Origin of the sequence: Pseudomonas sp. PDM18 (assembly GCF_014852585.1) — a bacterium.
In the GTDB taxonomy this organism is placed as follows: domain Bacteria; phylum Pseudomonadota; class Gammaproteobacteria; order Pseudomonadales; family Pseudomonadaceae; genus Pseudomonas.
Window position 1 is genome coordinate 326,920 of sequence record NZ_JACVBX010000001.1, and the last position, 21,718, is coordinate 348,637.

The following is a 21,718-nucleotide window of genomic DNA, read 5'->3' on the forward strand; positions in this document are numbered from 1 at the left end:
AAGGGGGCAAAAAGGACTGCTAGCGTTTTTGCATCAAAAAGCCAGCGACAATTTTTTGTCATGCTGGCCACGCGATTCTTGTCCTTCTGCGGTGGTCCCCGCCCTAACTGCTACAAACCGTACCTGGCTTCTTCTGCAAGCGCCTGCTCCGGCCCATACCCAGGAAACACGAGGGCTTGCACGTTCAAACAATGTGCGGTTTTTCACAGGGCTCATAAGATTTTTTCCGAATAACCCTTGTGAAAAATTCTTCTGAGGTTTTCGAAAAGTTGTTCTTAGCTCTGATGTTACAGGCGTGAAACGCTTGATAAGAGAAAAAAGCCAATAAATTGGCGATCCGAGAGCATCGAAGTACGAGAACACCAGGAGCAAAGCCATGCGCAGTCGTAACGCGGCACTATGGAGCGGTGTATTTTTGGCGGTGTCAGGGGCCCATGGGCAGGCCATGACCCTGACTGAAGCTATACAAAGCACGCTGCAGTACCACCCGGAAATCAGTCAGAGCGTGAACAGTCGCCTGACCGCGGATGAAGAACTCAAGTTTGCCAGGGGAGGTTATCTGCCAACCGTCGATCTCGTGGCCGGTTACGGCCGGGAGAACACCGACAGCCCGACCACGCGCGCGGCGGGCAATCACAACGATGAAACCCTGACCCGCGGTGATGCGGAAATCCGTCTGCGGCAGATGCTGTTCGACGGCTTCGGCACCCCCAACGAGGTCAAGCGCAACGAGTCCAACGTCAACTCCAAGGCCTTCCGTATCCTCGGCACTTCGGAAACCGCTGCCCTGCGCACCGTCGAGGTCTACCTCGATGTGCTCAAGCGCCGCGAGATGGTGGCGCTGGCCAAGAACAACCTGCAGGCCCACGAACGTATCGGCGACCAGATCCGCCTGCGCAGCGAGCGCGGCGTCGGCTCCACCGCCGACAACGACCAGGCCATCGCCCGTCTGGCCCTGGCGCAGAACAACCTCTACACCGAGGAAGTGAACCTGGCCGACGCCGAGGCCAGCTTCTATAGCGCCACCGGCCGCATGCCGGATCAGCTGGAAGCGCCCTCCACGGTCAAGGCGGAGGTTCCGCCGGACCTGCTGGTGGCCCGGCAGAACATGCTCAGCGACAACCCGCTGCTGAAATCGGCGCAGGCCGACGTCAACGCCGCCGAAGCCCAGTATGAAGCCGCCAAGGCGCCCTTCTACCCGCGCTTCGACGCCGAGCTGGCCAAGGCGGCCAACAACAACGTCGACGGCGACGAAGGCCACTACAACAGCTGGGAAGCCCAGGTCGTGATGCGCTACAACCTGTTCAACGGGATGCGCGACAAGGCCCACCTGAACGCCACCTCGCACCAGATCAACGAGGCTCAGGACATCCGCAACAACGCACTGCGGCTGCTCAACGAGAACCTCTCGCTGGCCTGGGATGCGATGGAAAACGCCAAGAAGCAGACCCAGCCGGCCCGTGAATACGCCGACTACACCCGCAAGGTTCGCGAGGCCTACCAGCAGCAGTTCACCCTCGGCCAGCGCACCCTGCTCGACCTGCTGGACAGCGAGAACGAACTGTTCACCGCCAACCGCCGCTACACCGAAGTCCGCTACACCGAGGAGTACTCGATGTACCGCGTGCTCGGCAGCATGGGCTACCTGCTGAAGTCGCAGCACGTGGTGGCGCCGCATGAAGCGGTCGCACTGTCGGATGTGAAGAACGAGGCACGCCTGCCTGATCTGAAATAAGAAAGTCGCACGCGCTCGTCACCTTGCCCCGCGCCGCCCGGCGTCGGGGCGACGAACGTGAAGCGATACGACGGGGCACGGAACACCCGGCGTCCGGCACGCACCGGCGAGCACCTGCAAGCGCTCGCCGGCGGCTGCCGGCGCGGGTCCGCCCGGCCCGGGAGGAAGTAGCGTGACCATGATCATCCAGGAGCGCGGCGCACCCGCGCCGGGCGATCCGCGCCTGAGCCATGACGACCCTCTGCTCGACGGCCTGCTGATCCTCTGCCGCCTGCACGGCTGCGCGGTCAGTCGCAACAGCCTGTCCGCCGGCCTGCCGCTGCGCGACCAGCGCCTGTCCCCCGCGCTGCTGCCCCGTGCCGCCGCGCGTGCCGGCCTGCAGGGCCGCCTGCTGCGCCGCGAGCTGAAGAGCATTTCCAGCCTCAACCTGCCGGTCCTGCTGCTGCTCAAAGACGGCCGCAGTGCCGTGCTGCGCCAATGGCGCGACGATGGCCAGGCGCTGATCCTGCCCTGCGAAACCGAAGGCGGCGAGCAGGCGGTGAGCGCCGACGAACTGGCCGCCCAGTACAGCGGCCAGGCCCTGTTCGCCCGGCCTCGCCACGAACTGGAAGCCGCGCGCAAACCCCTGGTGCCGCGCGTCGAGGCCTGGTTCCGCGACACCCTGCGGCTGTCGCGCTGGCTCTATACCGACGCCCTGGTCGCCAGCCTGCTGATCAACCTGCTGGGCATGCTGGTACCGCTGTTCGTCATGCAGACCTACGACCGCGTGGTGCCCAACCAGGCCATCTCGACACTCTGGGTGCTCGCCGCCGGCCTGCTGCTGGGCACGCTGTTCGAACTGCTGCTGCGCGTGCTGCGTTCCAACCTGCTGGACATGGCCGGCAAGAAGACCGACGTGGTGCTCTCCGCCACCCTGTTCGAACGCATCACCGGCATGTCGCTCAAGGCCAAGCCGGAAACCATCGGCGGCTTCGCCCAGAGCATCCATGACTTCCAGGGCCTGCGCGAATTCCTCACCGCGCTGACCCTGACCAGCCTGATCGACCTGCCCTTCTCGCTGCTGATGATCCTGGTCATCGGCCTGCTCGGCGGCTGGTTGATCGCCATCCCGCTGCTGGCCTTCCCGCTCACCATCGTCTTCGCCCTGATCATCCAGAGCCGCCTGCGCGACACCGTGCAGAAGAGCCTGACCCTGGGCGCCGAGCGCCAGGCCCTGCTGATCGAAACCCTCGGCGGCCTGGAAACCCTCAAGGCCTGCGGCGCCGAGAGCGAGCGCCAGTACCGCTGGGAGGCCACCCACGGCGCCCTGGCGCGGCTGGACAACCATGCGCGCTTCCTCTCCGCGCTGGCCACCAACGGCACCCTGTTCCTCCAGCAGTTCGCCGGCATGGCGATGATCTGCGCCGGGGTCTACAGCATCCTCGACGGCAACCTCAGCGTCGGCGCACTGGTCGCCAGCTACATGCTCAACAGCCGCGTGCTCGCCCCGCTGGGGCAGATCGCCGGGCTGATCACCCGCTACCAGCAGGCGCGCCTGACCATGAAGAGCACCGACGCGCTGATGGAACTGCCGCAGGAACGCCAGGCTCGCCAGCGCCCGCTGGAGCGCACCCAGCTGCACGGCGCGCTGGAAGTGCGCCAGTTGAGCTTCAGCTACCCCGAGCAGACCACCCCGGCGCTGAACCACGTCAGCCTGCGCCTGGCCCCCGGCGAGAAGATCGGCATCATCGGCAAGAGCGGCTCGGGCAAGAGCACCTTCGGCCGCCTGCTGATGGGCTTCTATCACCCCGACGAAGGGCAGATCCTGCTCGACGGCCTGGACCTGCGCCAACTCGACGTCTCCGACCTGCGCCAGCAGATCGGCTACGTGGCCCATGACCTGCCGCTGCTGGCCGGCAGCCTGCGCGACAACCTGACCCTCGGCGCACGCTACGTCAGCGACGCGCGGATGCTCGAAGTGGCCGAGCTGACCGGCGTCAGCGAACTGGCCCGGCAACACCCGGCCGGCTTCGACCGCCCGGTGGGCGAGCGCGGCCAGCTGCTCTCCGGCGGCCAGCGCCAGGCGGTGCTGATGGCCCGCGCGTTGCTGCTCGACCCGCCGATCCTGCTGCTGGACGAGCCCACCAGCGCGATGGACAACAGCAGCGAGGAAATCCTGCGCAAGCGCCTGCACGAGGCCTGCCGCGACAAGACCCTGCTGCTGGTCACCCACCGCACCTCGATGCTCAGCCTGGTCGACCGCCTGCTGGTGCTCGACAGCGGCCGCATCGTCGCCGACGGCCCGAAAGACGCGGTCATCGAAGCATTGCGCAAGGGCCACGTCGGCCCGGCAGCGGGGTAATGGCCATGCACTTCTCCCAATCGATCCGCGACTACCTGGGCGGCAACGGCGCTCGCGACACCGAATTCATGCCCGAGGTGCAGGGCACCCTGCTGGAGGATTCGCCCAACGCCACGCGCATCACCTTGTGGGCGGCGCTCGGCCTGTTGGTAGCGGCCATCACCTGGGCCTACTTCGCCGACATAGAAGAGGTGACCAAGGGCGAAGGCAAGGCCATCCCTTCCTCCAAGGTGCAGACCATCCAGAACCTGGAGGGCGGCATCGTCTCGGAAATCTTCGTCCGCGAAGGCCAGGTGGTGGAGAAGAACCAGCCACTGCTGCGCCTGGACGACACCCGCTTCTCCTCCAACAAGGGCGAGACCGAGGCCGACCGCAATTCCCTGGAAGCCCGCGTCGAACGCCTGAGCGCGGAAGCCGAAGGGCGCGAGCCGGTGTTCACCGATGACCTGAAGAAAGACGCACCGCAGGTGGTGGAAGACCAGCTGGCGCTCTACCAGACCCGCATGCAGCGGCAGAACAGCGAGCTGAACATCCTCCAGGAGCAGTTGCGGCAGAAGGGCCAGGAGCTGCAGGAGTTCCGCGCCAAGGTGCAGCAGTACCGCTCGAGCCTCGGCCTGGTGCAGCAGGAAATCAACATGTCCGAGCCGCTGGTGAAAGCCGGTGCGGTGTCACCGGTGGAACTGCTGCGCCTGCGCCGCAGTGCGGTGGAAATCAGCGGCGACCTCAACGCCACCAACCTCGCCATTCCTCGCGCCGAGGCAGCGGTGAACGAAATCCAGCGCAAGATCGAGGAATCGAAGCTGGGCTTTCGCAGCGACGCGCTGAAGGAACTCAACGACGTCCGCACCGACCTCAACAAGCTCACCGCCACCAGCCGCGCCATCGACGACAAGGTCAACCGCACCCTGGTGGTCTCGCCCATGCGCGGCATCGTCAAGCAGCTCAAGGTCAACACCATCGGCGGCGTTGTCCAGCCGGGCAACGACATGGTGGAAATCGTCCCGCTGGAAGACAACCTGCTGGTGGAAGCGCGGGTGCGCCCGCAGGACATCGCCTTCCTCCACCCCGGCCAGCCGGCCACGGTGAAGTTCACCGCGTACGACTACACGATCTACGGCGGCCTCAAGGCCAAGCTGGAACTGATCAGCGCCGACACCATCACCGACGACAAGGGCAACAGCTTCTACATGATCCAGGTGCGCACCGACAAGAACCACCTGGGCACCGACGCCAAGCCCCTGCTGATCATCCCCGGCATGGTGGCAACGGTGGATATCATCACCGGCGAGAAGAGCGTGCTGGATTACATCTTGAAGCCGGTGTTGAAGGCGCGGTGGGAGGCACTGCGGGAACGGTGAGTTCTCCGCTCGGGCCTGCCCTCACCCCAACCTTCTCCCGGAGGGAGAGGGTTGGGGTGAGGGCTCCTGGTCCAATACAGCTGCCCACTCAGCCTTCTCCCCGCCAATGCGCCCCCGGCCCCTCCTCCGCCAGCTTGTCCCCCGGATTGCGCAGCGGGCAGGCCTCCATCGACAGGCAGCCGCAGCCGATGCAGCCATCGAGCTGATCGCGCAGCAGCAGCAACTTCTCGATCCGCTCGTTCAGATCATCCCGCCAGCGCGCCGACAAGCGCGCCCAGTCCGCCGCCGACGGGTTGTGCCCTTTGGGCAGCGAAGCCAAGGCCTCGGCGATCTCGCCCAGGGGGATACCAACTCTTTGCGCGACCTTGATCACCGCCACCCGGCGCAACGTATCGCGGGAATAGCGGCGCTGGTTGCCGGTGTTGCGCGAGCTGCTGATCAGGCCCTTGGCCTCATAGAAGTGCAGCGCGGAGACGGCCACGCCGGCACGTCTGGCCAGCTCGCCGACGCTCAGTTCGCGGTGCATGGAGCAGGAAGAAGATTCTTTCATGGGCTATTGACCTCAACTTATGTTGAGGTTTTACCCTCGCCTGGCATTCGGTTCAAGACAGGGAGCCCAGGAACATGACCCAACCCGCCCCGATCACCGCCCAGGCCTGCGTGGACAACCCGCATTTCATCCTGCAGATCGAGATCGACGTAACGCCCCAGCAACGCCCGCACATCGCCGCGCGCCTCTGCGATTACCTGTCGCACCTGCAGGAATTGTTCTACCGGCGTCCCGGCTACCTCGCCAGCGAGCTGCATGCCGAGGGCGAACCACAGCGCCTGGTCGGCCGCCTGCACTGGCGCCGCCGGGAAGACTGGGAAGCCGCCTGGGATTGCCGCGCCACCGCCAGCGACCTGTTCGCCGACAGCCTGCTCAGGCTCGGCGCACGGAGCATCCGCTTCGGCAGCGGCGAGACCGAGCGGGTTCAGGCGTAGGGCGTACAACCGTTCGCGGTTGTACGCCGGTACACGGCGCCCCTTCGCCCGCTCCTCGGCCGCGATCGGAGTGCCCTGGAACACTGGCCAATTGGCGTATAACGCGTAGCGTTATACGCCCTACGCCCTACGCCCTCGCCAGACTCATGTGCAACAGCGGGAATGGTCTTCCTTCGCCATCGACGGGCGAACGCCCGGTCTGGACAAAGCCGTAGTGCAGATAGAAACCAACCGCCTGGGGATTCTGCTCGTTGACGTCGACACTCAAGGTGCCGCGCAGATCGCGCACGAAATCCAGTAACGCACGGCCAAGGCCTCGCCCCCGGCAATCCGGGTCGATGAAGAGCATTTCCACGTGGCTATCGTTGAGGCCGATGAAGCCCTGCGGGCGGTCCTCGGCATCCACCGCCACCCACACCTCGACAGCCGGCAGGTAAAGGTCGCGAACCTGCGGCAGCAGGGCTTCGATGTCGGAGGGCTGGAGGAAATGGTGGGTCGCGCGCACGGCGCCCAGCCAGATAGCGAGCAGCCGCGGATTGTCCGCAGCGATGCGTTGGCGAATGAGCATGAAATCATCCTGATTCAGCAGATCGATTAGAGATAGCACGTCACCGGGTGACGGCCGCTGGAGCGTCGGCAGCATGAATGCCCGCTTCGCGAATCAACGCCTGGGCGGGGCACGGCAGAGGCAGCCGGAAAGAGAGGGAGGTCGATCCTACCCAGCCCTCCCCGGTCGGTAAAGCCTCACTCGCTCCGCCAATGCCACTCCTGTTCCCCGCATTCCAACCGCGCCTCCAGCCCCAGCCGGTCGAGAAACGCCGGGTCATGGGACACCACCAGCAGCGCGCCCCGGTACTGCCGCAAGAGCATTTCCAGCGCCTCGCGGGACGGCAGATCAAGGTGATTGTCCGGCTCGTCGAGGAGCAGCAGCTGGGCCGGGTGCTCGGCGTAGAGCTCGCAGGCCAGCGCCGCCTTCAGGCGCTCTCCCCCGCTGAGCAGCGAGCTGGGCAACCCGACCCGGGACGCCGGCAGCCCCAGTTGTGCCAGACGCGTCCGCAGCACTGCGGGGTCCGCCACGCCATTGCGCTGTTGCAACAGTTCAAGCACCGAGCGCTCGGGCAGCAACGCGGCAAGGTGCTGATCCAGGTAGGCGCTGCGGACCTTCACCTCGCACGACCCGGCCGCCGGACTCAGCGCACCCGCGACCACCTTGAGCAGCGTCGACTTGCCGCTGCCGTTGCGCCCGGTCACCGCCACGCGCCGGGGGCCGCTCAGTTGCAGGTCCAATGGCGCGGCATTGCCGAATGGCAGCCGCAGTCCCTCCAGCAGCAGCACGCCACGGGCCTGCGGCAACGCGCAGTCAGGCGCATTCAGGACCACTGCCGTGTCTTCGCATACCTGATCGAAAGCCTCCTGCACCTCCCGCGCCAGCCGCTCCCGACGTTCGTCATGCTGGGTGGCCAGGCGCGCGATGCTGCCCTGGCTGCGCTCCTTCTGCCGGTCGACGAGGATCTTCGCCTGGTTCGCCTCCTTCGCGTCCCGGCGCCCCTTGGCCTGCCGATGCTCCTGCCGCTCGCGCTGCTCCTGCATGGCGCGCTGCTGGCGGTCGCGCTCCTGCTTGCGCCGCTGCAGTTCACGCTGAGCGTTGTCCTGCTCCTGCCGGCGCGCCTCGCGGTAGAACGCATAGTCGCCGCAATAGCTGCGCAAGCCGGTGGCAGACAGCTCGACGATGCGCTGCATGTCGTCCAGCAGCAGGCGGTCGTGGCTGATGAGCATCAGCCCGCCGCGCCAGCGTTGCAGTTGCTCACGCAGGGCGTCTCGGCCGGCGCGGTCGAGAGGGTTGCTCGGCTCGTCGAGGATCAGCCAGTCCGCATCGCTGAGCCAGGCGCCGAGCAACGCCACCCGCGTGCACTCGCCACCGCTCAGCCGCGCAGCCGGCGCATCCGCCGCCAGGTGAGCAAGCCCGGCGTCGGCCAGTTCGGCTTGCAGGCGTGCACGAATATCCCAATGGCCGTCGAGACGTTCGAAATCCGTGGGATCGACCCCACCGGCCTCGACCCGTGCCAGCGCATCCAGCAGCGGTTGCACGCCGGCCAGATCGGCAACGCTGCGGAACGCCTGTGGCTCGAGGCGCTGCGGCAGGTAATGCACCGGCCCGGACGCCAGGCAACGACCACTGCCGGGAGCCAGCTCGCCGGCCATGATCCCCGCCAGCACGGACTTGCCCACGCCGTTGCGCCCGACCAGCGCGGTGCGGCGGTCGTCGAAGGTTTCGTTGAGGTCACTCAGCAGCGGCTCGCCGCTGGGCAGTTGGAAAGAGACGCCTTGCAGCGCCAGGGTGAACGGGCTCGTCATGCGCAGTACCAGATTGATGCCGGAATTCCCCCGGGAACAGGCCAGGGAAGGAAACGGGCCGTGAAACCACGGCGGCATCAATTGCGCATCGGACGAACACCTCGCGAAGGGGAATGAGGGGCGCAGTATAACGCGCATGCAGTGCTCTTGTAGGAGCGAGCTTGCTCGCGAACCCGCCCCACTCCGCAGTCGGAGGACAATCGGTTCGCGAGCAAGCTCGCTCCTACGAAAAGCGGGTCAGCGGCGTGGGCCGTGGTTGCGCAGGAAGGTCTCCTCGCCCATCGCGGCAATCTGCCCATCGATCAGTGCATCGAATGGGCGCAACAGGTCAGCATGGGACTGCGGCGCATCCAGCGCATCGAGCGCCTGCACCACCGCCTCGAGGGTCGACAGCGCGCCCTCGGCCGGCGCCTTGCGCAGGCGGTAGCGCGAAGTCAGCCCTTCCGGCAGGACGACCCGCGGCAGCAACGCGAGATTCGGGTTCAGGTGCAGCAGCTTGCGTGCCTTGCGCCAGGTGCCGTCGGGTACCACCAGCAGGCGTGGCTTATCCACAGGCCGGGCGGCCAGTTCGGCCAGCGCCACGGCGGATTCGCCGGGAAACAGCAGCCAGGCATCCCAGGCGGACAGCTCGAGGTCGCTGAAATCCTCGCCAACCATCAGCTCCGCGTTGGCCAGGCCGAGCGCCGCCAGGCGCGCGGTGTTCAGCGCATGGCCGACCTCGCTCGGGTGCTGCAGCAGGAGCACACGGGTGCGGTTGTCCAGGCGCGGGATCAGCGCGCACAGGCAGTGGTCCAGCGGGCGCTCGCAGCGCGGACAGCGAGCGCGGCTCACGACTGGCTCGGCTGGGTGCGCAGCAGGTCGCGGAAGTTCTGGATCAGCGGCTCGCGGGAACGGCCGCGGCGCAGGATCAGCGAGAACGGCGCCTGGTAGCCGAAGGTCGCCGGCAGCAGAGCGCGCAGGCGGCCCTGCTCCACCCAGGGATGCGCGTAGTGCTCGGGCAGGTAGCCGATATAGCCGCCGGAGAGGATCAGGATCAGCTGCGCCTCCATACTCTCCACGGTGCCGGCGCTGTGCTTGAAGCCGTGCCGCGCCAGTTCCGCCTGGCTCCAGTAGCCACGGCCGACCATGCGCTGCTGGGTGATCAGTTCGGCAGGAATGCGCCGGCCGTCGAACAGCGGATGGCGGTCGCTGCAGTACAGCCAGTGCTGCTCTCTATAGAGAGGCTGGTAGACCAGGCCGTTCATCCGGCTGAAGAAGGAACCGATGGCCAGGTCCAGGCGATTATCCAGCACCGCCAGTTGCAGCTCGTAGGGGCTCTGCACCTGAAGATGCAGGTGCACCGCCGGGTGCAGGCCGCTGAAGGAGCCGATCACGTCGGCCAGCGGCAGCGCCGGGTCGCTCACGGTGGAGTCCAATACGCCCAGGTTCAAGGTGCCGCGCAGTTCGCCCTTCAAGGTCGCTGCGTAGCGCTCGAAGCCTTCCAGTTCGCCGAGGATGCGCAGGGTTTCCTGATGGAACAGCTCGCCCTTGCTGGTCAGCCCGAAGCCGCCCCGGCCGCGGTGGCAGAGTACGATGCCCAGCTGATTCTCCAACTGGCTCATGTAGGTACTGATCGCCGAGGTCGACAGATTCAACTCCTGCTGGGCGGCGGCGAAACCCTGGCTGCGCACCACGCAGGCAAAAATCCGCAGCAGTTTGACGTCGGGCAGTGCGCTCGCGCTCATGAAGTCTCCGCAAAACCGCGGCCGGGCCGCTCTAGTTCAGTAGTTTCTGCACCTGAAAACAGAGGATAGAAAGCCAGCTATCTATCCAGGAACCGCAGGCCACAAGCTCGGCGGGCCGTCCGCTGCGGCAAGGTGGCGCAGTCTAGCCGCCCCGATTAGTTTAGAAAACTCTGAAGTGATTATTTGTAGCCAGCGATTTTTTCTACTACCCCGGCTGATGAGAATCCGGTCTCAGTATTCAACAAGCCTGTTTCCACGAAGACAGCGATCAGCCTGAGGCCCTTCCCATGGACAAGAAACTTCACCAGCCCCTGGGCGGCAATGAAATGCCGCGTTTCGGCGGCATCGCCACCATGATGCGCCTGCCGCATATCCAGTCCCCCGAAGAGCTCAACGAGCTGGACGCCGCCTTCGTCGGCGTGCCCCTGGACATCGGCACCTCCCTGCGCTCGGGCACCCGTTTCGGGCCGCGCGAAATCCGCGCCGAGTCGGTGATGATCCGTCCGTACAACATGGCCACCGGCGCTGCGCCGTTCGATTCGCTGAACATCGCCGACATCGGTGACGTGGCGATCAACACCTTCAACCTGATGGAAGCGGTGCGCATCATCGAGGAGGCTTACGACAAGATCCTCGACCACGGCATCCTCCCGCTGACCCTGGGCGGCGACCACACCATCACCCTGCCGATCCTGCGTGCCATCCACAAGAAGCACGGCAAGGTCGGCCTGGTGCACATCGACGCCCACGCCGATGTGAACGACCACATGTTCGGCGAGAAGATCGCCCACGGCACCACCTTCCGCCGCGCGGTGGAAGAAGGCCTGCTGGACTGCGACCGCGTGGTGCAGATCGGGCTGCGTGCGCAGGGCTACACCGCCGAAGACTTCAACTGGAGCCGCAAGCAGGGCTTCCGCGTGGTGCAGGCCGAAGAGTGCTGGCACAAGTCGCTGGAACCGCTGATGGCCGAAGTCCGCGAGAAAGTCGGCGGCGGCCCGGTGTACCTGTCCTTCGACATCGACGGCATCGACCCGGCCTGGGCGCCCGGTACCGGTACCCCGGAAATCGGCGGCCTGACCACCATCCAGGCGATCGAGATCGTCCGTGGCTGCCAAGGCCTGGACATCATTGGCTGCGACCTGGTCGAGGTCTCCCCGCCCTACGACACCACCGGCAACACCTCGTTGCTCGGCGCCAACCTGCTGTACGAAATGCTCTGCATCCTCCCGGGCGTAGAGCGCCGCTGAGCGCACGAGCACTTACATGAATAACGACGCCTGCGTAGCACAGGTGCTGGAGGCTGCCCGCGATCTCGTGGCAGCCTTCGCGCGCACCGACACCGAAGCCTACTTCGCCGCCTTCAGCGAAGACGCCAGCTTCATCTTCCACACCTGGCCGCAGCCGCTGCTGTCGCGCGCGGCTTACCGCGAGGTGTGGGAAGGCTGGTTGCGTGACGATGGCTTCGAGGTCCTTGACTGCCTTTCGAGCAACACCTTTGTGAGCCTGCAGGGCGAAGACGTGGCCGTGTTCTGCCACGACGTCGCCACGCGGCTGCGCATCCAGGGAGAGGAAAGCCTGAACCACGAACGGGAGACCATCGTCTTCCGCCGTGATCCGAAACTGGGCCGCTGGCTGGCCACACACGAGCACCTGTCACCGTCTCCGACGCCATAAAGACAGGGCTCCCCGGGAGGAAGTCATGGATAACAACAACAAAGCACACGCAATCACAACGATCGAGACATTCGGGGTCGAACAGATCCCGGACAACGAACGCAACGCCACGCCCACCGACCTGTTCCGCATGATCTTCGGTGGCGCCAACACCTTCGCCACCGCCGTGCTGGGCAGCTTCCCGGTGCTGTTCGGGCTGTCGTTCCAGGCTGGCGTCTGGGCCATCGTGCTCGGCGTGCTGGTCGGTTCGATCATCCTCGCGCCCATGGGCCTGTTCGGCCCGCTAAACGGCACCAACAACGCGGTCTCCTCCGGCGCCCACTTCGGCGTACACGGGCGGATCGTCGGTTCGTTCCTGTCGCTGCTCACTGCCGTCGCCTTCTTCTCCCTCTCCGTGTGGAGCTCGGGCGATGCGCTGATCGGCGGCGCCAAGCGCCTGTTCGACCTGCCGGAAACCGACCTGACCCTGGGTCTGGCCTATGGCCTGTTCGCCGTGCTGGTGCTGATCGTCTGCATCTACGGCTTCCGCTTCATGCTGATGGTCAACAAGATCGCCGTGTGGGCCGCCAGCCTGCTGTTCCTGCTCGGCCTGTTCGCCTTCGCCGGTCCCTTCGACGCTGGCTACGCCGGCACCGTGCAGATGGGCAGCGAAGGTTTCTGGGCCGCCTTCATCGGCGCCGCCCTGCTGGCCATGAGCAACCCGGTATCCTTCGGCGCCTTCCTCGGCGACTGGGCGCGCTACATCCCGCGCCAGACCTCGCAGAAGCGCATCATGCTGGCGGTGATCCTCGCCCAGCTGGCGACCCTGATCCCGTTCCTGTTCGGCCTGGCCACCGCCACCATCGTTGCGGTCAACGCCCCGGACTACATCGCGCAGAACAACTACGTCGGCGGCCTGCTGGCCGTGTCGCCGAGCTGGTTCTTCCTGCCCGTGTGCCTGATCGCGGTGATCGGCGGCATGTCTACCGGCACCACCTCGCTGTACGGCACCGGCCTGGACATGTCCAGCGTGTTCCCGCGCCTGCTCAACCGCGTGCAGGCCACCCTGCTGATCGGCCTGCTGTCCATCGCCTTCATCTTCATCGGTCGCTTCGCCGCGAACCTGGTGCAGAGCGTGTCCACCTTCGCCGTGCTGATCATCACCTGCACCAGCCCGTGGATGGTGATCATGATCCTCGGCCTGATCATCCGCCGCGGCTTCTACCACGCCGATGACCTGCAGGTGTTCACCCGTGGCCAGGAAGGCGGCGCCTACTGGTTCCACAACGGCTGGAACTGGCGCGGCATGGGTGCGTGGATCCCGAGCGCGGCCATGGGCCTGTGCTTCGTCAACCTGCCGGGCCAGTTCGTCGGCCCGCTGGGCAATCTGGCCGGCGGTATCGACATCAGCCTGCCGGTGACCCTCGGCATGGCCGCCCTGCTCTACATCGCCCTGCTGCGCAGCTTCCCCGAACCCGCTGGCGTCTACGGTCCCAAGGGCCCGCGCTGGGTTGCCAGCCATGACCGTCCGGTACGCAGCATCAGCGAGCCGACGGCCTGATCCAGGCTTCGCTGCCTGGCGAAGCGTTTGACCCCAAAGCCCCCATCGGACCGGTTGCCACCGGTCCGATGGCCTACCGCACGCCACGAGCGCGCGGCAACAATGACAATGCAAGTGTGAGGAACCAACCATGGCGTTAGATCTGATCGTCGTACTGATATATGCCGCCGGCATGTTATGGCTGGGCTGGTACGGCATGCGCCGCGCCAAGACCCACGAGGACTACCTCGTCGCCGGCCGCAATCTCGGCCCGTCGTTCTACATGGGCACCATGGCGGCTACCGTCCTGGGCGGCGCCTCCACCGTGGGTACCGTGCGCCTGGGCTACGTCCATGGCATCTCTGGTTTCTGGCTGTGCGCGGCACTAGGCGCCGGCATCATCGCGCTGAACCTGTTCCTCGCCAAACCGCTGCTCAAGCTGCGCATCTTCACCGTCACCCAGGTCCTGGAGCGCCGCTACAACCCAATGGCCCGCCAGGCTTCGGCGGTGATCATGTTCGCCTACGCCCTGATGATCGGCGTGGTCTCCACCCTGGCCATCGGCACCGTGATGCAGGTCCTGTTCGGCCTGCCGTTCTGGGTATCCGTGCTGCTGGGCGGCGGTGTCGTGGTGATCTACTCCACCATTGGCGGTATGTGGTCCCTGACCCTGACTGACATCGTGCAGTTCATCATCAAGACCGTCGGCCTGATGTTCATCCTGCTGCCGATCTGCCTGTACCGCGTGGGCGGCTGGGACGAACTGGTAGCGAAGCTGCCGGCGACCGCCTTCAGCTTCCACACCATCGGCTACGACACCATCATCACCTACTTCCTGATCTACTTCTTCGGCATCCTGATCGGCCAGGACATCTGGCAGCGTGTGTTTACCGCCCGCGACGAGAAGGTCACCAAGTACGCCGGCACCGCCGCGGGTGTGTACTGCGTGATCTACGGCCTGGTCGGCGCGCTGATCGGCATGTGCGCCAAGGTCCTGCTGCCTGACCTGGACAACGTCAACAACGCCTTCGCCGCCATCGTCAGCGCCGCCCTGCCGGACGGTATCCGTGGCCTGGTGATCGCTGCGGCCCTGGCCGCGATGATGTCCACCGCCAGCGCCGGCCTGCTCGCCGCCTCCACCACCATCACCGAAGACCTGCTGCCGATCTTCACCGGCCAGCGCTCCACCCGCCTGAGCCTGAACCGCCTCTGCACCCTGATCACCGGTGTCGTGGTCCTGGCCATCGCCCTGGTGGTGAACGACGTGCTCAGCGCCCTGACCCTGGCGTACAACCTGCTGGTGGGCGGCATGCTGATCCCGCTGATCGGCGCCATCTACTGGAAGCGCGCCACCACCGCCGGCGCCATCACCAGCATGGCTCTGGGCTTCATCACCGCACTGGTATTCATGCTCAAGGATGGCTTCGACGCCAACACCCCGATCTACTACAGCCTGGCCATCGGCCTGGTCAGCTTCATCGTCGTCAGCCTGCTGTCGCCGCGCCCGGCGCCGGTAGCCAACGCGGCCTGATAAGAACGTGCGCTAGGCAAGAGGGCGCGGCGAGATGATCTCCGCGCCCTTTTGCATCATGACCTCACCCACGAATAGTAAGGAACTGCCATGACCACCTGCGGCGAATTCCTCGTCAAGCAACTCGAAGCCTGGGGCGTCGATACCGTCTTCGGCATCCCCGGCGTACACACCGTCGAGCTGTACCGCGGCCTGCCCCACAGCGGCATCCGCCACATCACCCCGCGCCACGAACAGGGCGCCGGCTTCATGGCCGACGGCTACGCGCGCGTCACCGGCAAGCCGGGCACCTGCTTCATCATCACCGGCCCGGGCATGACCAACATCCTCACCGCCATGGGCCAGGCCTACGCCGACTCCATTCCCATGCTGGTGATCTCGAGCGTCAACGAGCGCTCGCGCCTCGCCCACGGCAACGGCTACCTGCACGAGCTGCCGAACCAGCGCGCCATGGTTGCCGGCGTCAGCGCCTTCAGTCATACCCTGATGAGCGTCGACGAACTGCCGGCCGTGCTGGCCCGCGCCTTCGCCGTGTTCGACAGCGAGCGCCCGCGCCCGGTGCACATCGAGCTGCCGCTGGACATCATCACCGCCCCGGCCGACCACATGCAGGTGCTGCCGCGCGTCCAACTGGCCCGCCCGGCCCCGGCCCGCTCGCCGCTGCATGAAGCCGCCGCCAAGCTGGCCAAGGCGCAGAAACCGCTGCTGCTGCTCGGTGGCGGCTGCGTCGCCGCCCAGGCAGAAGCCCGCGCCCTGGCCATCGCGCTGGACGCACCGACCGCACAGACCATCAACGCCAAGGGCCTGCTGCAGCCGGACCACCCGCTGCTGATCGGCAGCAACCAGTCGCTGATCCCGGTCCGTGAACTCGCGCTGGAAGCCGACGTGGTGCTGGCCATCGGCACCGAGCTGGGTGAGACCGACTATGACGTGGTGTTCGACGGCAACTTCAAGATCGGCGGCGAGCTGATCCGCATCGATATCGATCCGCAGCAGCTGATGCGCAACTTCGCGCCGACCATCGCCATCCAGGCCGACGCCCGCACCGCCATGCGCGCCCTGCTGGAACTGCTGCCGGCCCGCGAGGCCGACGCTACCAGCCCTGGCTCCCAGCGCGCGGCCAAGGTGCGTGCGCAACTGGCCGAGGACTTCAGCGGCTGGGCACACTACCGCACCCTGTTCGACAAGATCCTCGAAGTGCTGCCCGACGCCCGCTTCGTCGGCGACTCGACCCAGACCGTCTACAGCGGCAACCACCTGGTGGAGCTGGACGGCGGTCGTCGCTGGTTCAACGCCTCCACTGGCTACGGCACCCTGGGCTACGGCCTGCCGGCCGCCATTGGCGCCAAGCTCGGTGAGCCGGGCCGCCCGGTGATCAGCCTGATGGGCGACGGTGGCCTGCAGTTCACCATGACCGAACTGGCCAGCGCCGTGGAAGCCAAGGTGGGCATCGTCGTGCTGCTGTGGAACAACCACGGCTACGGCGAGATCAAGCGCTACATGGAACGCCGCGACATCACCCCGCTGGGCGTGGACATCTACACCCCGGACTTCCTCGCCATCGCCAGGGGCTTCGGCTGTGCCGCCGAGCGCGCCCGCGACCACGACCACCTGCAGGAGCTGCTGCGCACCGCGCCGAGCGATCGCCCGCTGATCGTGGAAGTGATGGAAGCGGCGCCGTTCGCGCCGTAATCAGCGCACCGGGAAGTCCTGCAGGAGCGAGCTTGCTCGCGAACCGCCCAACCCGGGAAGTGTTCGCGAGCAAGCTCGCTCCTACGAAGAGCTCCAGCACGCCGGGCTTGGCCCTGGCGCCAACGAATGGCACGGTGTACCGGCGTACAACTGCAAACGGTTTTACGCCCTACGCTCAGCACGACAAGGCGCGAATCCATGAAGATTGTCACCCGTGACCGCTGGTTCGAGGTCCGCCACTGCTACGACGGCGTCAGCCTGATCCACGAGCCCTACGTCCGCCCCTTCTACCGCTGCAACATGTGGCACATCCAGGGCCGCGAGCGCGACGTGCTGGTGGACAGCGGCTCCGGCCTGGTCAGCCTGCGCGAGCAACTGCCCTGGCTCACCGACCGTCCGCTGCTGGCGGTGGCCAGCCACACGCACTTCGACCACATCGCCGGCCACCACGAGTTCGACGAGCGCCTGGTGCACCCGGCCGAAGCCGACATCCTCGCCAGCCCTGACGGCGAGCGCACCCTGGCTACAGCCTTCGTCGACGACGAGATGTTCGACGCGCACCCGGACTGCCCGCTGTGCTATGCCGAATACCGCGTCAAGGCAGCGCCGGCGACCCGAACCATCGATGAAGGCGACGTGCTCGAGCTCGGCGACCGCACCCTCCAGGTCCTGCACACTCCCGGCCATTCGCCGGGCGGCATCAGCCTGTGGGAAGAGAAGACGCAGACGCTGTTCTCCGGCGACATCATCTACGACGGCCCGCTGATCGAGGATGCCTACCACTCCAACCTCGACGACTACGCCGCGAGCCTGGCGCGCCTGCGCGAGCTGCCGGTGCGTACCGTGCATGGCGGGCACTTCGACAGCTTCTCCGGGGAACGGCTGAAGGTGATGATCGACGACTGGTTCAAGGCCCACGAATAACGGGCAATCCGTGAAGAACCAAAACAAAAAACCCGCCAGCTGGCGGGTTTTCCTTTTGCGATGGGCGGGGCGCGATCAGTAGCGCCGGCGCAGCTCCATCAGGCGACGTTGCTCGTCGCTGCGGATGGGGATGGGTTGCAGACGTGGAGGCTCGATCAGGCCGAGCGTGACACCGAGTTTCCACGCAATGCTTTGCAGCCAGACTTTCATGGAATGCCTCCTTGTACGAATTCAGGTCGGGCGGCCCGTTACCACCATGGGCCGCCCTAGGAAGAATAGCCCGGCGTCCCACTCTCCGCCCGTGCCACTCACTCCTTGATACAAAGCCTATCGTCTTCCCTCGGCGCAGCGCCTGACCTGAATCAAGAGCGCGACATTTCCCCCATCAGCGGCGAAGCATCCGCCGGATCCACTGCTCGCTGCTTACCAGCGTGATGCCCGCCAGCACCAGCACGGCGCCCGCGACGAAATTCAGGGTCAGCGGCTCGCCGAGAATCAGCACGCCGAAAGCGATGCCGAACATCGGCGTCATGAAGGAAAACACCGCCAGGTTCGACGCCAGGTAGCGGCGCAGCAGCCAGAACCAGGTGAAGTAGCTGAAGAACGACACCACCAGCCCCTGGAACAGCACGCTGCCCACGCCGATGGCGGTGAAGCTGACGTCATGGGTCTTGCCCAGCGCCAGCGCGGCGAAGGGCAGCAGCAGTGCGGCGATCAGCAGCTGGTAGAACAGCGTGAGGATCGGCTTGGCCTCGGACAGCCGCGTAGTGCGAACCGCTACCGTGGTCATGCCCCAGGCGAAGCCGGCGAGCACGCCGAAGGCATCGCCCAGCAGCATGCGGCTGTCCATGCTGGCGAAGTCGAAGCCACCGCCGAAACACATCGCGATGCCACCAAAGCACACGCCGATCCCCAGCCACTGCAGCGGACGCAGGCGTTCGCTGGGCAGCAGGAAATGCAGCGCCAGCGCCGAGAAGATCGGCGCCGTGTAGATGAACACCGCCATATGCGAGGCCGACGTATAGACCAACCCCTGGGCGATGAAGAAGAACTCGGCGGCGAACAGCACGCCGGCCAGCAGCCCGCCCTTGAGCGTGCCCTGGCGCAGGAAGCCTTCCCAGCCGCCGCGCCAGCACATGATCAGGCCCACCGCCACCGCGGCCACCAGGTTGCGCCCGAAGGCCTGCATGATCGGCGCGATATCCGGCGCGGCCAGTTTCACCATCACCGCCTGGATGCCCCAGATCACGCAGAGGCCGGTCATGACCTGGATGGCGAAGGCGTCGGCGCCCTTGCGCTCGACTATGTTGGCGGGCGTGTTCATGAACGCCTCCTTGCGAAGGCGTGTGCAACGTTCGGGCAGGTCATGGCAAGGCTCGGCAGTTCAACAAAAGCGGGAAGCCCAAATGAGAATCGGCGGACTTCCTCGAGGAAAGTCCGCCGATCATGCCAGTTCGCGACAGCTGCCCGCCAACGGAAATCCGCCGTTCAGAGCGCCGCGGGCGACATTATTTCCCGGATTTCACCTGGGTCCAGGTGCGGGTACGGATGCGCTCAAGCTTGGGCGGCAGCATTTCCACCGAGAACAGCTTGGCCTGCACATCCGCCGGCGGATAGACGTTGGGATTGTCGTGCAGCTCCTTGGAGATCAACCCGTCCGCCGCCTGGTTGGGGTTGGCGTAGGCGACGTAGTCGGAGATCGGCGCGACCACTTCCGGGCGCAGCAGGTAGTTGAGAAAGGCGTGGGCCTGCTCGACGTTCTTCGAGTCCTTCGGAATCGCCAGCACGTCGAACCAGGCGGCGGCGCCTTCCTTGGGAATGCGGTACTCGATGTGGATGCCGTTGCCCGCTTCCTTGGCGCGGTTGGCCGCCTGCATCGCCCCACCGGACCACGCCAGGGCCACGCAGACGTCGCCGTTGGCCAGATCGGTAACGAACTTCGAGGAGCTGAAGTAGGTGATGTTCGGGCGCAGCTTTGCCAGCAGTTCCTCGGCCTTCTTGTAGTCGTCCGGATTGTGGCTGTTGGGCGACAGGCCCAGGTAATGCAGGACCTGCGGGATCACCTCGGTGGGCGAGTCGAGGAAGGCCACGCCACAGGATTTGAGCTTGGCGAGATTTTCCGGCTTGAACACCAGGTCCCAGGAGTCCACCGGCGCGTTGTCGCCGAGCACCGCCTTGACCTTGTCGACGTTGTAGGCGATGCCGTTGGTGCCCCACATGTAGGGCATCACGTACTGGTTGCCCGGGTCCTTGCTCTCCAGCACCTTGAGCAGTGCGGGATTGAGATTCTTCCAGTTCGGCAGCTTGCTCTTGTCCAGCGGCTGGAACACGCCGGCCTTGAGGTAGTTGGGGAGGAAGCTGTCGCTGGGCACGACCACGTCATAGCCCGAGTGCCCGGAAAGCAGCTTGGCTTCCAGCACTTCGTTGCTGTCGTAGACGTCGTATTGCGGCTTGATGCCGGTCTCGCCCTGGAAACCCTTGAGGGTGTCCGGGCCGATGTAGTCGAACCAGTTGTAGATGCGCACTTCCGGTGCAGCGCTGGCGGCGCTGGCCGTGACGAGGGTGGCGGCGGCGAGCAGGCCGCGCAGCGCGGTGTTCTTGTTCATGTCCTTCCCCAGCTGGATGCGCTCGCACTGTGACCACTAAAAAACGGGTTGCGAGCAATGAAATGCAATCGGGCGGATTCTCATCCGCCCGATTCGTCTTATCAGCGTGCAGCGCCTTCGTAGCCCTGCAGCACGTTCACCGCGTTGACGCCGATGGCCTCCACCGCGTAACCGCCTTCCATGATGAACAGGGTCGGGATACCCAGTGCGGCGATGCGCTCGCCCATCTTCAGGTAGTCCGGGCTGTCCAGCTTGAACTGCGAAATCGGGTCGTCCTTATACGTATCCACGCCCAGCGATACAACCACCGCGTCCGGCGCGTAGTCCGCGATCTTCCGGCAAGCGTCGTCCAGCGCGGCGAACCAGCCGTCCCAGCCGGTGCCATGGGGCAGCGGGTAGTTGTGGTTGTAGCCCTCGCCGGCGCCTTCGCCGTGCTCGTTGGCGTGACCAAGGAAGTACGGGTACTCCACCAGCGGGTCGCCATGGATCGAAGCGAACAGCACATCGTTGCGGCGGTAGAAGATGTCCTGGGTGCCGTTGCCGTGGTGGTAGTCCACATCGAGGATGGCCACGCGCTTGGCGCCCTGGTCGAGGAAGGCCTGGCTGACGATGGCGGCGTTGTTCAGGAAGCAGTAGCCGCCCATGAAGTCGCTGCCGGCATGGTGGCCCGGCGGACGGCACAGGGCGAAGGCGGTGCTGGCGCCCTGGCGCATGTGGTCCTGGGCGGTCAGCGCGACCTGGGCCGAGCTATACACGGCTTGCCAGGTGCCGGCGGTGATCGGCGCCTCGGTGTCGAAGCTGTAGTGGCCCACTTCACCCATCAGCGCGGTCGGGATGGGGCCGTCACGCAGCAGGCGGCGCCCCGGGAAGGTGGTGGAGACCAGGTCGCCGGTGTGACCTTCGGCCGCCCAGCGGGCCCAGGCGCCCTTGAGGAATTCGACGTAGCGGGTGTTGTGCGCGCGCAGGATCGGCTCCATGCCAAAGTCCTTGGGCTCAATGATTTCGCCCAGGTTCTGCGACTTCACGCGGGCCAGCACGGTGTCCGCGCGGCTGGGCATCTCGAAGCAGGGCTGGAGTTTGCCGTCGACCAGTTCGGACTGGCCGAAATGCAGGCGGTGATCATCGCTGTACACGGTAAGCATGGGAGTACCCTCTGAAGGATTCTTGTTGTCCGGTGACGGGAATTCTGCCCAGCGACCGCCTCGCACAGAACAGCGGAAGCGGCCAAAAGGGGATTGATGTGGCCAGAATTTCTGACCCTTAACCATCTGCATG

The 21,718-nt window shown here is 65.7% G+C and carries 20 protein-coding genes; 10 read left to right on the plus strand and 10 right to left on the minus strand.

Features of this window, described 5'->3' with window-relative positions:
• Positions 1 to 33: 33 nt before the first annotated feature.
• The gene (locus IB274_RS01445; protein ID WP_192430340.1) at positions 34 to 378 is read right to left on the minus strand and encodes a hypothetical protein; all 345 of its coding nucleotides are present in this window, start codon (positions 376 to 378) and stop codon (positions 34 to 36) included.
• 67 nt (positions 379 to 445) lie between these two features.
• Between IB274_RS01445 and IB274_RS01450 the strand changes: the two genes are divergently transcribed.
• The 3 genes from IB274_RS01450 (at position 446) to IB274_RS01460 (ending at position 5,434) form a co-directional block, all read left to right on the plus strand.
• Positions 446 to 1,735 (plus strand): TolC family outer membrane protein, encoded by a 1,290-nt coding sequence (locus IB274_RS01450; protein WP_371318950.1) that lies wholly within the window; start codon positions 446 to 448, stop codon positions 1,733 to 1,735.
• A 178-nt stretch (positions 1,736 to 1,913) separates the two neighbouring features.
• Positions 1,914 to 4,076 (plus strand): type I secretion system permease/ATPase, encoded by a 2,163-nt coding sequence (locus tag IB274_RS01455; protein WP_192430899.1) that lies wholly within the window; start codon positions 1,914 to 1,916, stop codon positions 4,074 to 4,076.
• 5 nt (positions 4,077 to 4,081) lie between these two features.
• Positions 4,082 to 5,434 (plus strand): HlyD family type I secretion periplasmic adaptor subunit, encoded by a 1,353-nt coding sequence (locus IB274_RS01460; protein WP_192430342.1) that lies wholly within the window; start codon positions 4,082 to 4,084, stop codon positions 5,432 to 5,434.
• Between the two features lie 88 nt (positions 5,435 to 5,522).
• Here the strand turns inward: IB274_RS01460 and soxR are convergent, their stop codons facing one another.
• Positions 5,523 to 5,984, minus strand: a complete 462-nt coding sequence (gene soxR / locus IB274_RS01465; protein WP_192430343.1) for a redox-sensitive transcriptional activator SoxR — start codon at positions 5,982 to 5,984, stop codon at positions 5,523 to 5,525.
• Between the two features lie 74 nt (positions 5,985 to 6,058).
• Between soxR and IB274_RS01470 the strand changes: the two genes are divergently transcribed.
• A complete protein-coding gene (locus tag IB274_RS01470) occupies positions 6,059 to 6,418 on the plus strand; it encodes an antibiotic biosynthesis monooxygenase (protein WP_192430344.1) in 360 nt (119 codons plus the stop codon).
• A gap of 127 nt (positions 6,419 to 6,545) precedes the next feature.
• Here IB274_RS01470 and IB274_RS01475 read toward each other — a convergent pair whose 3' ends face one another.
• The 4 genes from IB274_RS01475 to IB274_RS01490 form a co-directional block, all read right to left on the minus strand.
• Positions 6,546 to 6,986 carry an acetyltransferase gene (locus IB274_RS01475; protein WP_192430345.1) on the minus strand — a complete coding sequence of 147 codons (441 nt, stop codon included), beginning with the start codon at positions 6,984 to 6,986 and terminating at the stop codon, positions 6,546 to 6,548.
• Between the two features lie 176 nt (positions 6,987 to 7,162).
• Positions 7,163 to 8,773 carry an ATP-binding cassette domain-containing protein gene (locus tag IB274_RS01480; RefSeq protein ID WP_192430346.1) on the minus strand — a complete coding sequence of 537 codons (1,611 nt, stop codon included), beginning with the start codon at positions 8,771 to 8,773 and terminating at the stop codon, positions 7,163 to 7,165.
• Positions 8,774 to 9,010: 237 nt separating this feature from the next.
• Positions 9,011 to 9,604 (minus strand): tRNA-uridine aminocarboxypropyltransferase, encoded by a 594-nt coding sequence (locus IB274_RS01485; RefSeq protein WP_192430347.1) that lies wholly within the window; start codon positions 9,602 to 9,604, stop codon positions 9,011 to 9,013.
• Positions 9,601 to 10,497, minus strand: coding sequence for a LysR family transcriptional regulator (locus IB274_RS01490; protein ID WP_192430348.1), 897 nt, complete (start codon positions 10,495 to 10,497; stop codon positions 9,601 to 9,603). The genes IB274_RS01485 and IB274_RS01490 overlap by 4 nt, the downstream gene beginning before the upstream one ends.
• Before the next feature lie 287 nt (positions 10,498 to 10,784).
• Between IB274_RS01490 and speB the strand changes: the two genes are divergently transcribed.
• The 6 genes from speB (at position 10,785) to IB274_RS01520 (ending at position 17,837) form a co-directional block, all read left to right on the plus strand.
• Complete coding sequence (speB, locus tag IB274_RS01495) at positions 10,785 to 11,744, plus strand: agmatinase (RefSeq protein WP_015476374.1); 960 nt, start codon at positions 10,785 to 10,787, stop codon at positions 11,742 to 11,744.
• A gap of 16 nt (positions 11,745 to 11,760) precedes the next feature.
• A complete protein-coding gene (locus IB274_RS01500) occupies positions 11,761 to 12,171 on the plus strand; it encodes a YybH family protein (RefSeq protein WP_192430349.1) in 411 nt (136 codons plus the stop codon).
• A gap of 25 nt (positions 12,172 to 12,196) precedes the next feature.
• Positions 12,197 to 13,711: a purine-cytosine permease family protein gene (locus IB274_RS01505; protein ID WP_192430350.1), complete on the plus strand. Its 1,515-nt coding sequence runs from the start codon at positions 12,197 to 12,199 to the stop codon at positions 13,709 to 13,711.
• A gap of 130 nt (positions 13,712 to 13,841) precedes the next feature.
• The gene (locus tag IB274_RS01510) at positions 13,842 to 15,221 is read left to right on the plus strand and encodes a sodium:solute symporter (RefSeq protein ID WP_192430351.1); all 1,380 of its coding nucleotides are present in this window, start codon (positions 13,842 to 13,844) and stop codon (positions 15,219 to 15,221) included.
• Between the two features lie 90 nt (positions 15,222 to 15,311).
• The gene (locus IB274_RS01515; RefSeq protein WP_192430352.1) at positions 15,312 to 16,913 is read left to right on the plus strand and encodes a 5-guanidino-2-oxopentanoate decarboxylase; all 1,602 of its coding nucleotides are present in this window, start codon (positions 15,312 to 15,314) and stop codon (positions 16,911 to 16,913) included.
• A 198-nt stretch (positions 16,914 to 17,111) separates the two neighbouring features.
• Positions 17,112 to 17,837 (plus strand): MBL fold metallo-hydrolase, encoded by a 726-nt coding sequence (locus IB274_RS01520; protein ID WP_192430353.1) that lies wholly within the window; start codon positions 17,112 to 17,114, stop codon positions 17,835 to 17,837.
• A 75-nt stretch (positions 17,838 to 17,912) separates the two neighbouring features.
• Here the strand turns inward: IB274_RS01520 and IB274_RS29795 are convergent, their stop codons facing one another.
• From IB274_RS29795 to IB274_RS01535, 4 genes are all read right to left on the minus strand, one after another.
• Positions 17,913 to 18,047, minus strand: a complete 135-nt coding sequence (locus IB274_RS29795) for a PA1414 family protein (RefSeq protein WP_263866324.1) — start codon at positions 18,045 to 18,047, stop codon at positions 17,913 to 17,915.
• Positions 18,048 to 18,222: 175 nt separating this feature from the next.
• The gene (locus tag IB274_RS01525; protein ID WP_192430354.1) at positions 18,223 to 19,161 is read right to left on the minus strand and encodes a DMT family transporter; all 939 of its coding nucleotides are present in this window, start codon (positions 19,159 to 19,161) and stop codon (positions 18,223 to 18,225) included.
• A gap of 184 nt (positions 19,162 to 19,345) precedes the next feature.
• A complete protein-coding gene (locus IB274_RS01530; protein WP_192430355.1) occupies positions 19,346 to 20,443 on the minus strand; it encodes an extracellular solute-binding protein in 1,098 nt (365 codons plus the stop codon).
• Between the two features lie 101 nt (positions 20,444 to 20,544).
• The gene (locus IB274_RS01535; protein WP_192430356.1) at positions 20,545 to 21,585 is read right to left on the minus strand and encodes a histone deacetylase family protein; all 1,041 of its coding nucleotides are present in this window, start codon (positions 21,583 to 21,585) and stop codon (positions 20,545 to 20,547) included.
• Between the last annotated feature and the right edge of the window lie 133 nt (positions 21,586 to 21,718).

What these genes read in the sequence shown, in the direction of transcription:
- IB274_RS01535 (WP_192430356.1), bottom strand. Translation starts at nt 21,585, where the DNA reads ATGCTTACCGTGTACAGCGATGATCACCGCCTGCATTTCGGCCAGTCC.
- IB274_RS01525 (WP_192430354.1), bottom strand. Translation starts at nt 19,161, where the DNA reads ATGAACACGCCCGCCAACATAGTCGAGCGCAAGGGCGCCGACGCCTTC.
- soxR (WP_192430343.1), bottom strand. Translation starts at nt 5,984, where the DNA reads ATGAAAGAATCTTCTTCCTGCTCCATGCACCGCGAACTGAGCGTCGGC.
- IB274_RS01505 (WP_192430350.1), top strand. Translation starts at nt 12,197, where the DNA reads ATGGATAACAACAACAAAGCACACGCAATCACAACGATCGAGACATTC.
- IB274_RS01475 (WP_192430345.1), bottom strand. Translation starts at nt 6,986, where the DNA reads ATGCTCATTCGCCAACGCATCGCTGCGGACAATCCGCGGCTGCTCGCT.
- IB274_RS01520 (WP_192430353.1), top strand. Translation starts at nt 17,112, where the DNA reads ATGAAGATTGTCACCCGTGACCGCTGGTTCGAGGTCCGCCACTGCTAC.
- IB274_RS01470 (WP_192430344.1), top strand. Translation starts at nt 6,059, where the DNA reads ATGACCCAACCCGCCCCGATCACCGCCCAGGCCTGCGTGGACAACCCG.
- IB274_RS29795 (WP_263866324.1), bottom strand. Translation starts at nt 18,047, where the DNA reads ATGAAAGTCTGGCTGCAAAGCATTGCGTGGAAACTCGGTGTCACGCTC.
- IB274_RS01490 (WP_192430348.1), bottom strand. Translation starts at nt 10,497, where the DNA reads ATGAGCGCGAGCGCACTGCCCGACGTCAAACTGCTGCGGATTTTTGCC.
- IB274_RS01445 (WP_192430340.1), bottom strand. Translation starts at nt 378, where the DNA reads ATGGCTTTGCTCCTGGTGTTCTCGTACTTCGATGCTCTCGGATCGCCA.
- IB274_RS01455 (WP_192430899.1), top strand. Translation starts at nt 1,914, where the DNA reads ATGATCATCCAGGAGCGCGGCGCACCCGCGCCGGGCGATCCGCGCCTG.
- IB274_RS01515 (WP_192430352.1), top strand. Translation starts at nt 15,312, where the DNA reads ATGACCACCTGCGGCGAATTCCTCGTCAAGCAACTCGAAGCCTGGGGC.
- speB (WP_015476374.1), top strand. Translation starts at nt 10,785, where the DNA reads ATGGACAAGAAACTTCACCAGCCCCTGGGCGGCAATGAAATGCCGCGT.
- IB274_RS01450 (WP_371318950.1), top strand. Translation starts at nt 446, where the DNA reads ATGACCCTGACTGAAGCTATACAAAGCACGCTGCAGTACCACCCGGAA.
- IB274_RS01510 (WP_192430351.1), top strand. Translation starts at nt 13,842, where the DNA reads ATGGCGTTAGATCTGATCGTCGTACTGATATATGCCGCCGGCATGTTA.
- IB274_RS01480 (WP_192430346.1), bottom strand. Translation starts at nt 8,773, where the DNA reads ATGACGAGCCCGTTCACCCTGGCGCTGCAAGGCGTCTCTTTCCAACTG.
- IB274_RS01460 (WP_192430342.1), top strand. Translation starts at nt 4,082, where the DNA reads ATGCACTTCTCCCAATCGATCCGCGACTACCTGGGCGGCAACGGCGCT.
- IB274_RS01530 (WP_192430355.1), bottom strand. Translation starts at nt 20,443, where the DNA reads ATGAACAAGAACACCGCGCTGCGCGGCCTGCTCGCCGCCGCCACCCTC.
- IB274_RS01500 (WP_192430349.1), top strand. Translation starts at nt 11,761, where the DNA reads ATGAATAACGACGCCTGCGTAGCACAGGTGCTGGAGGCTGCCCGCGAT.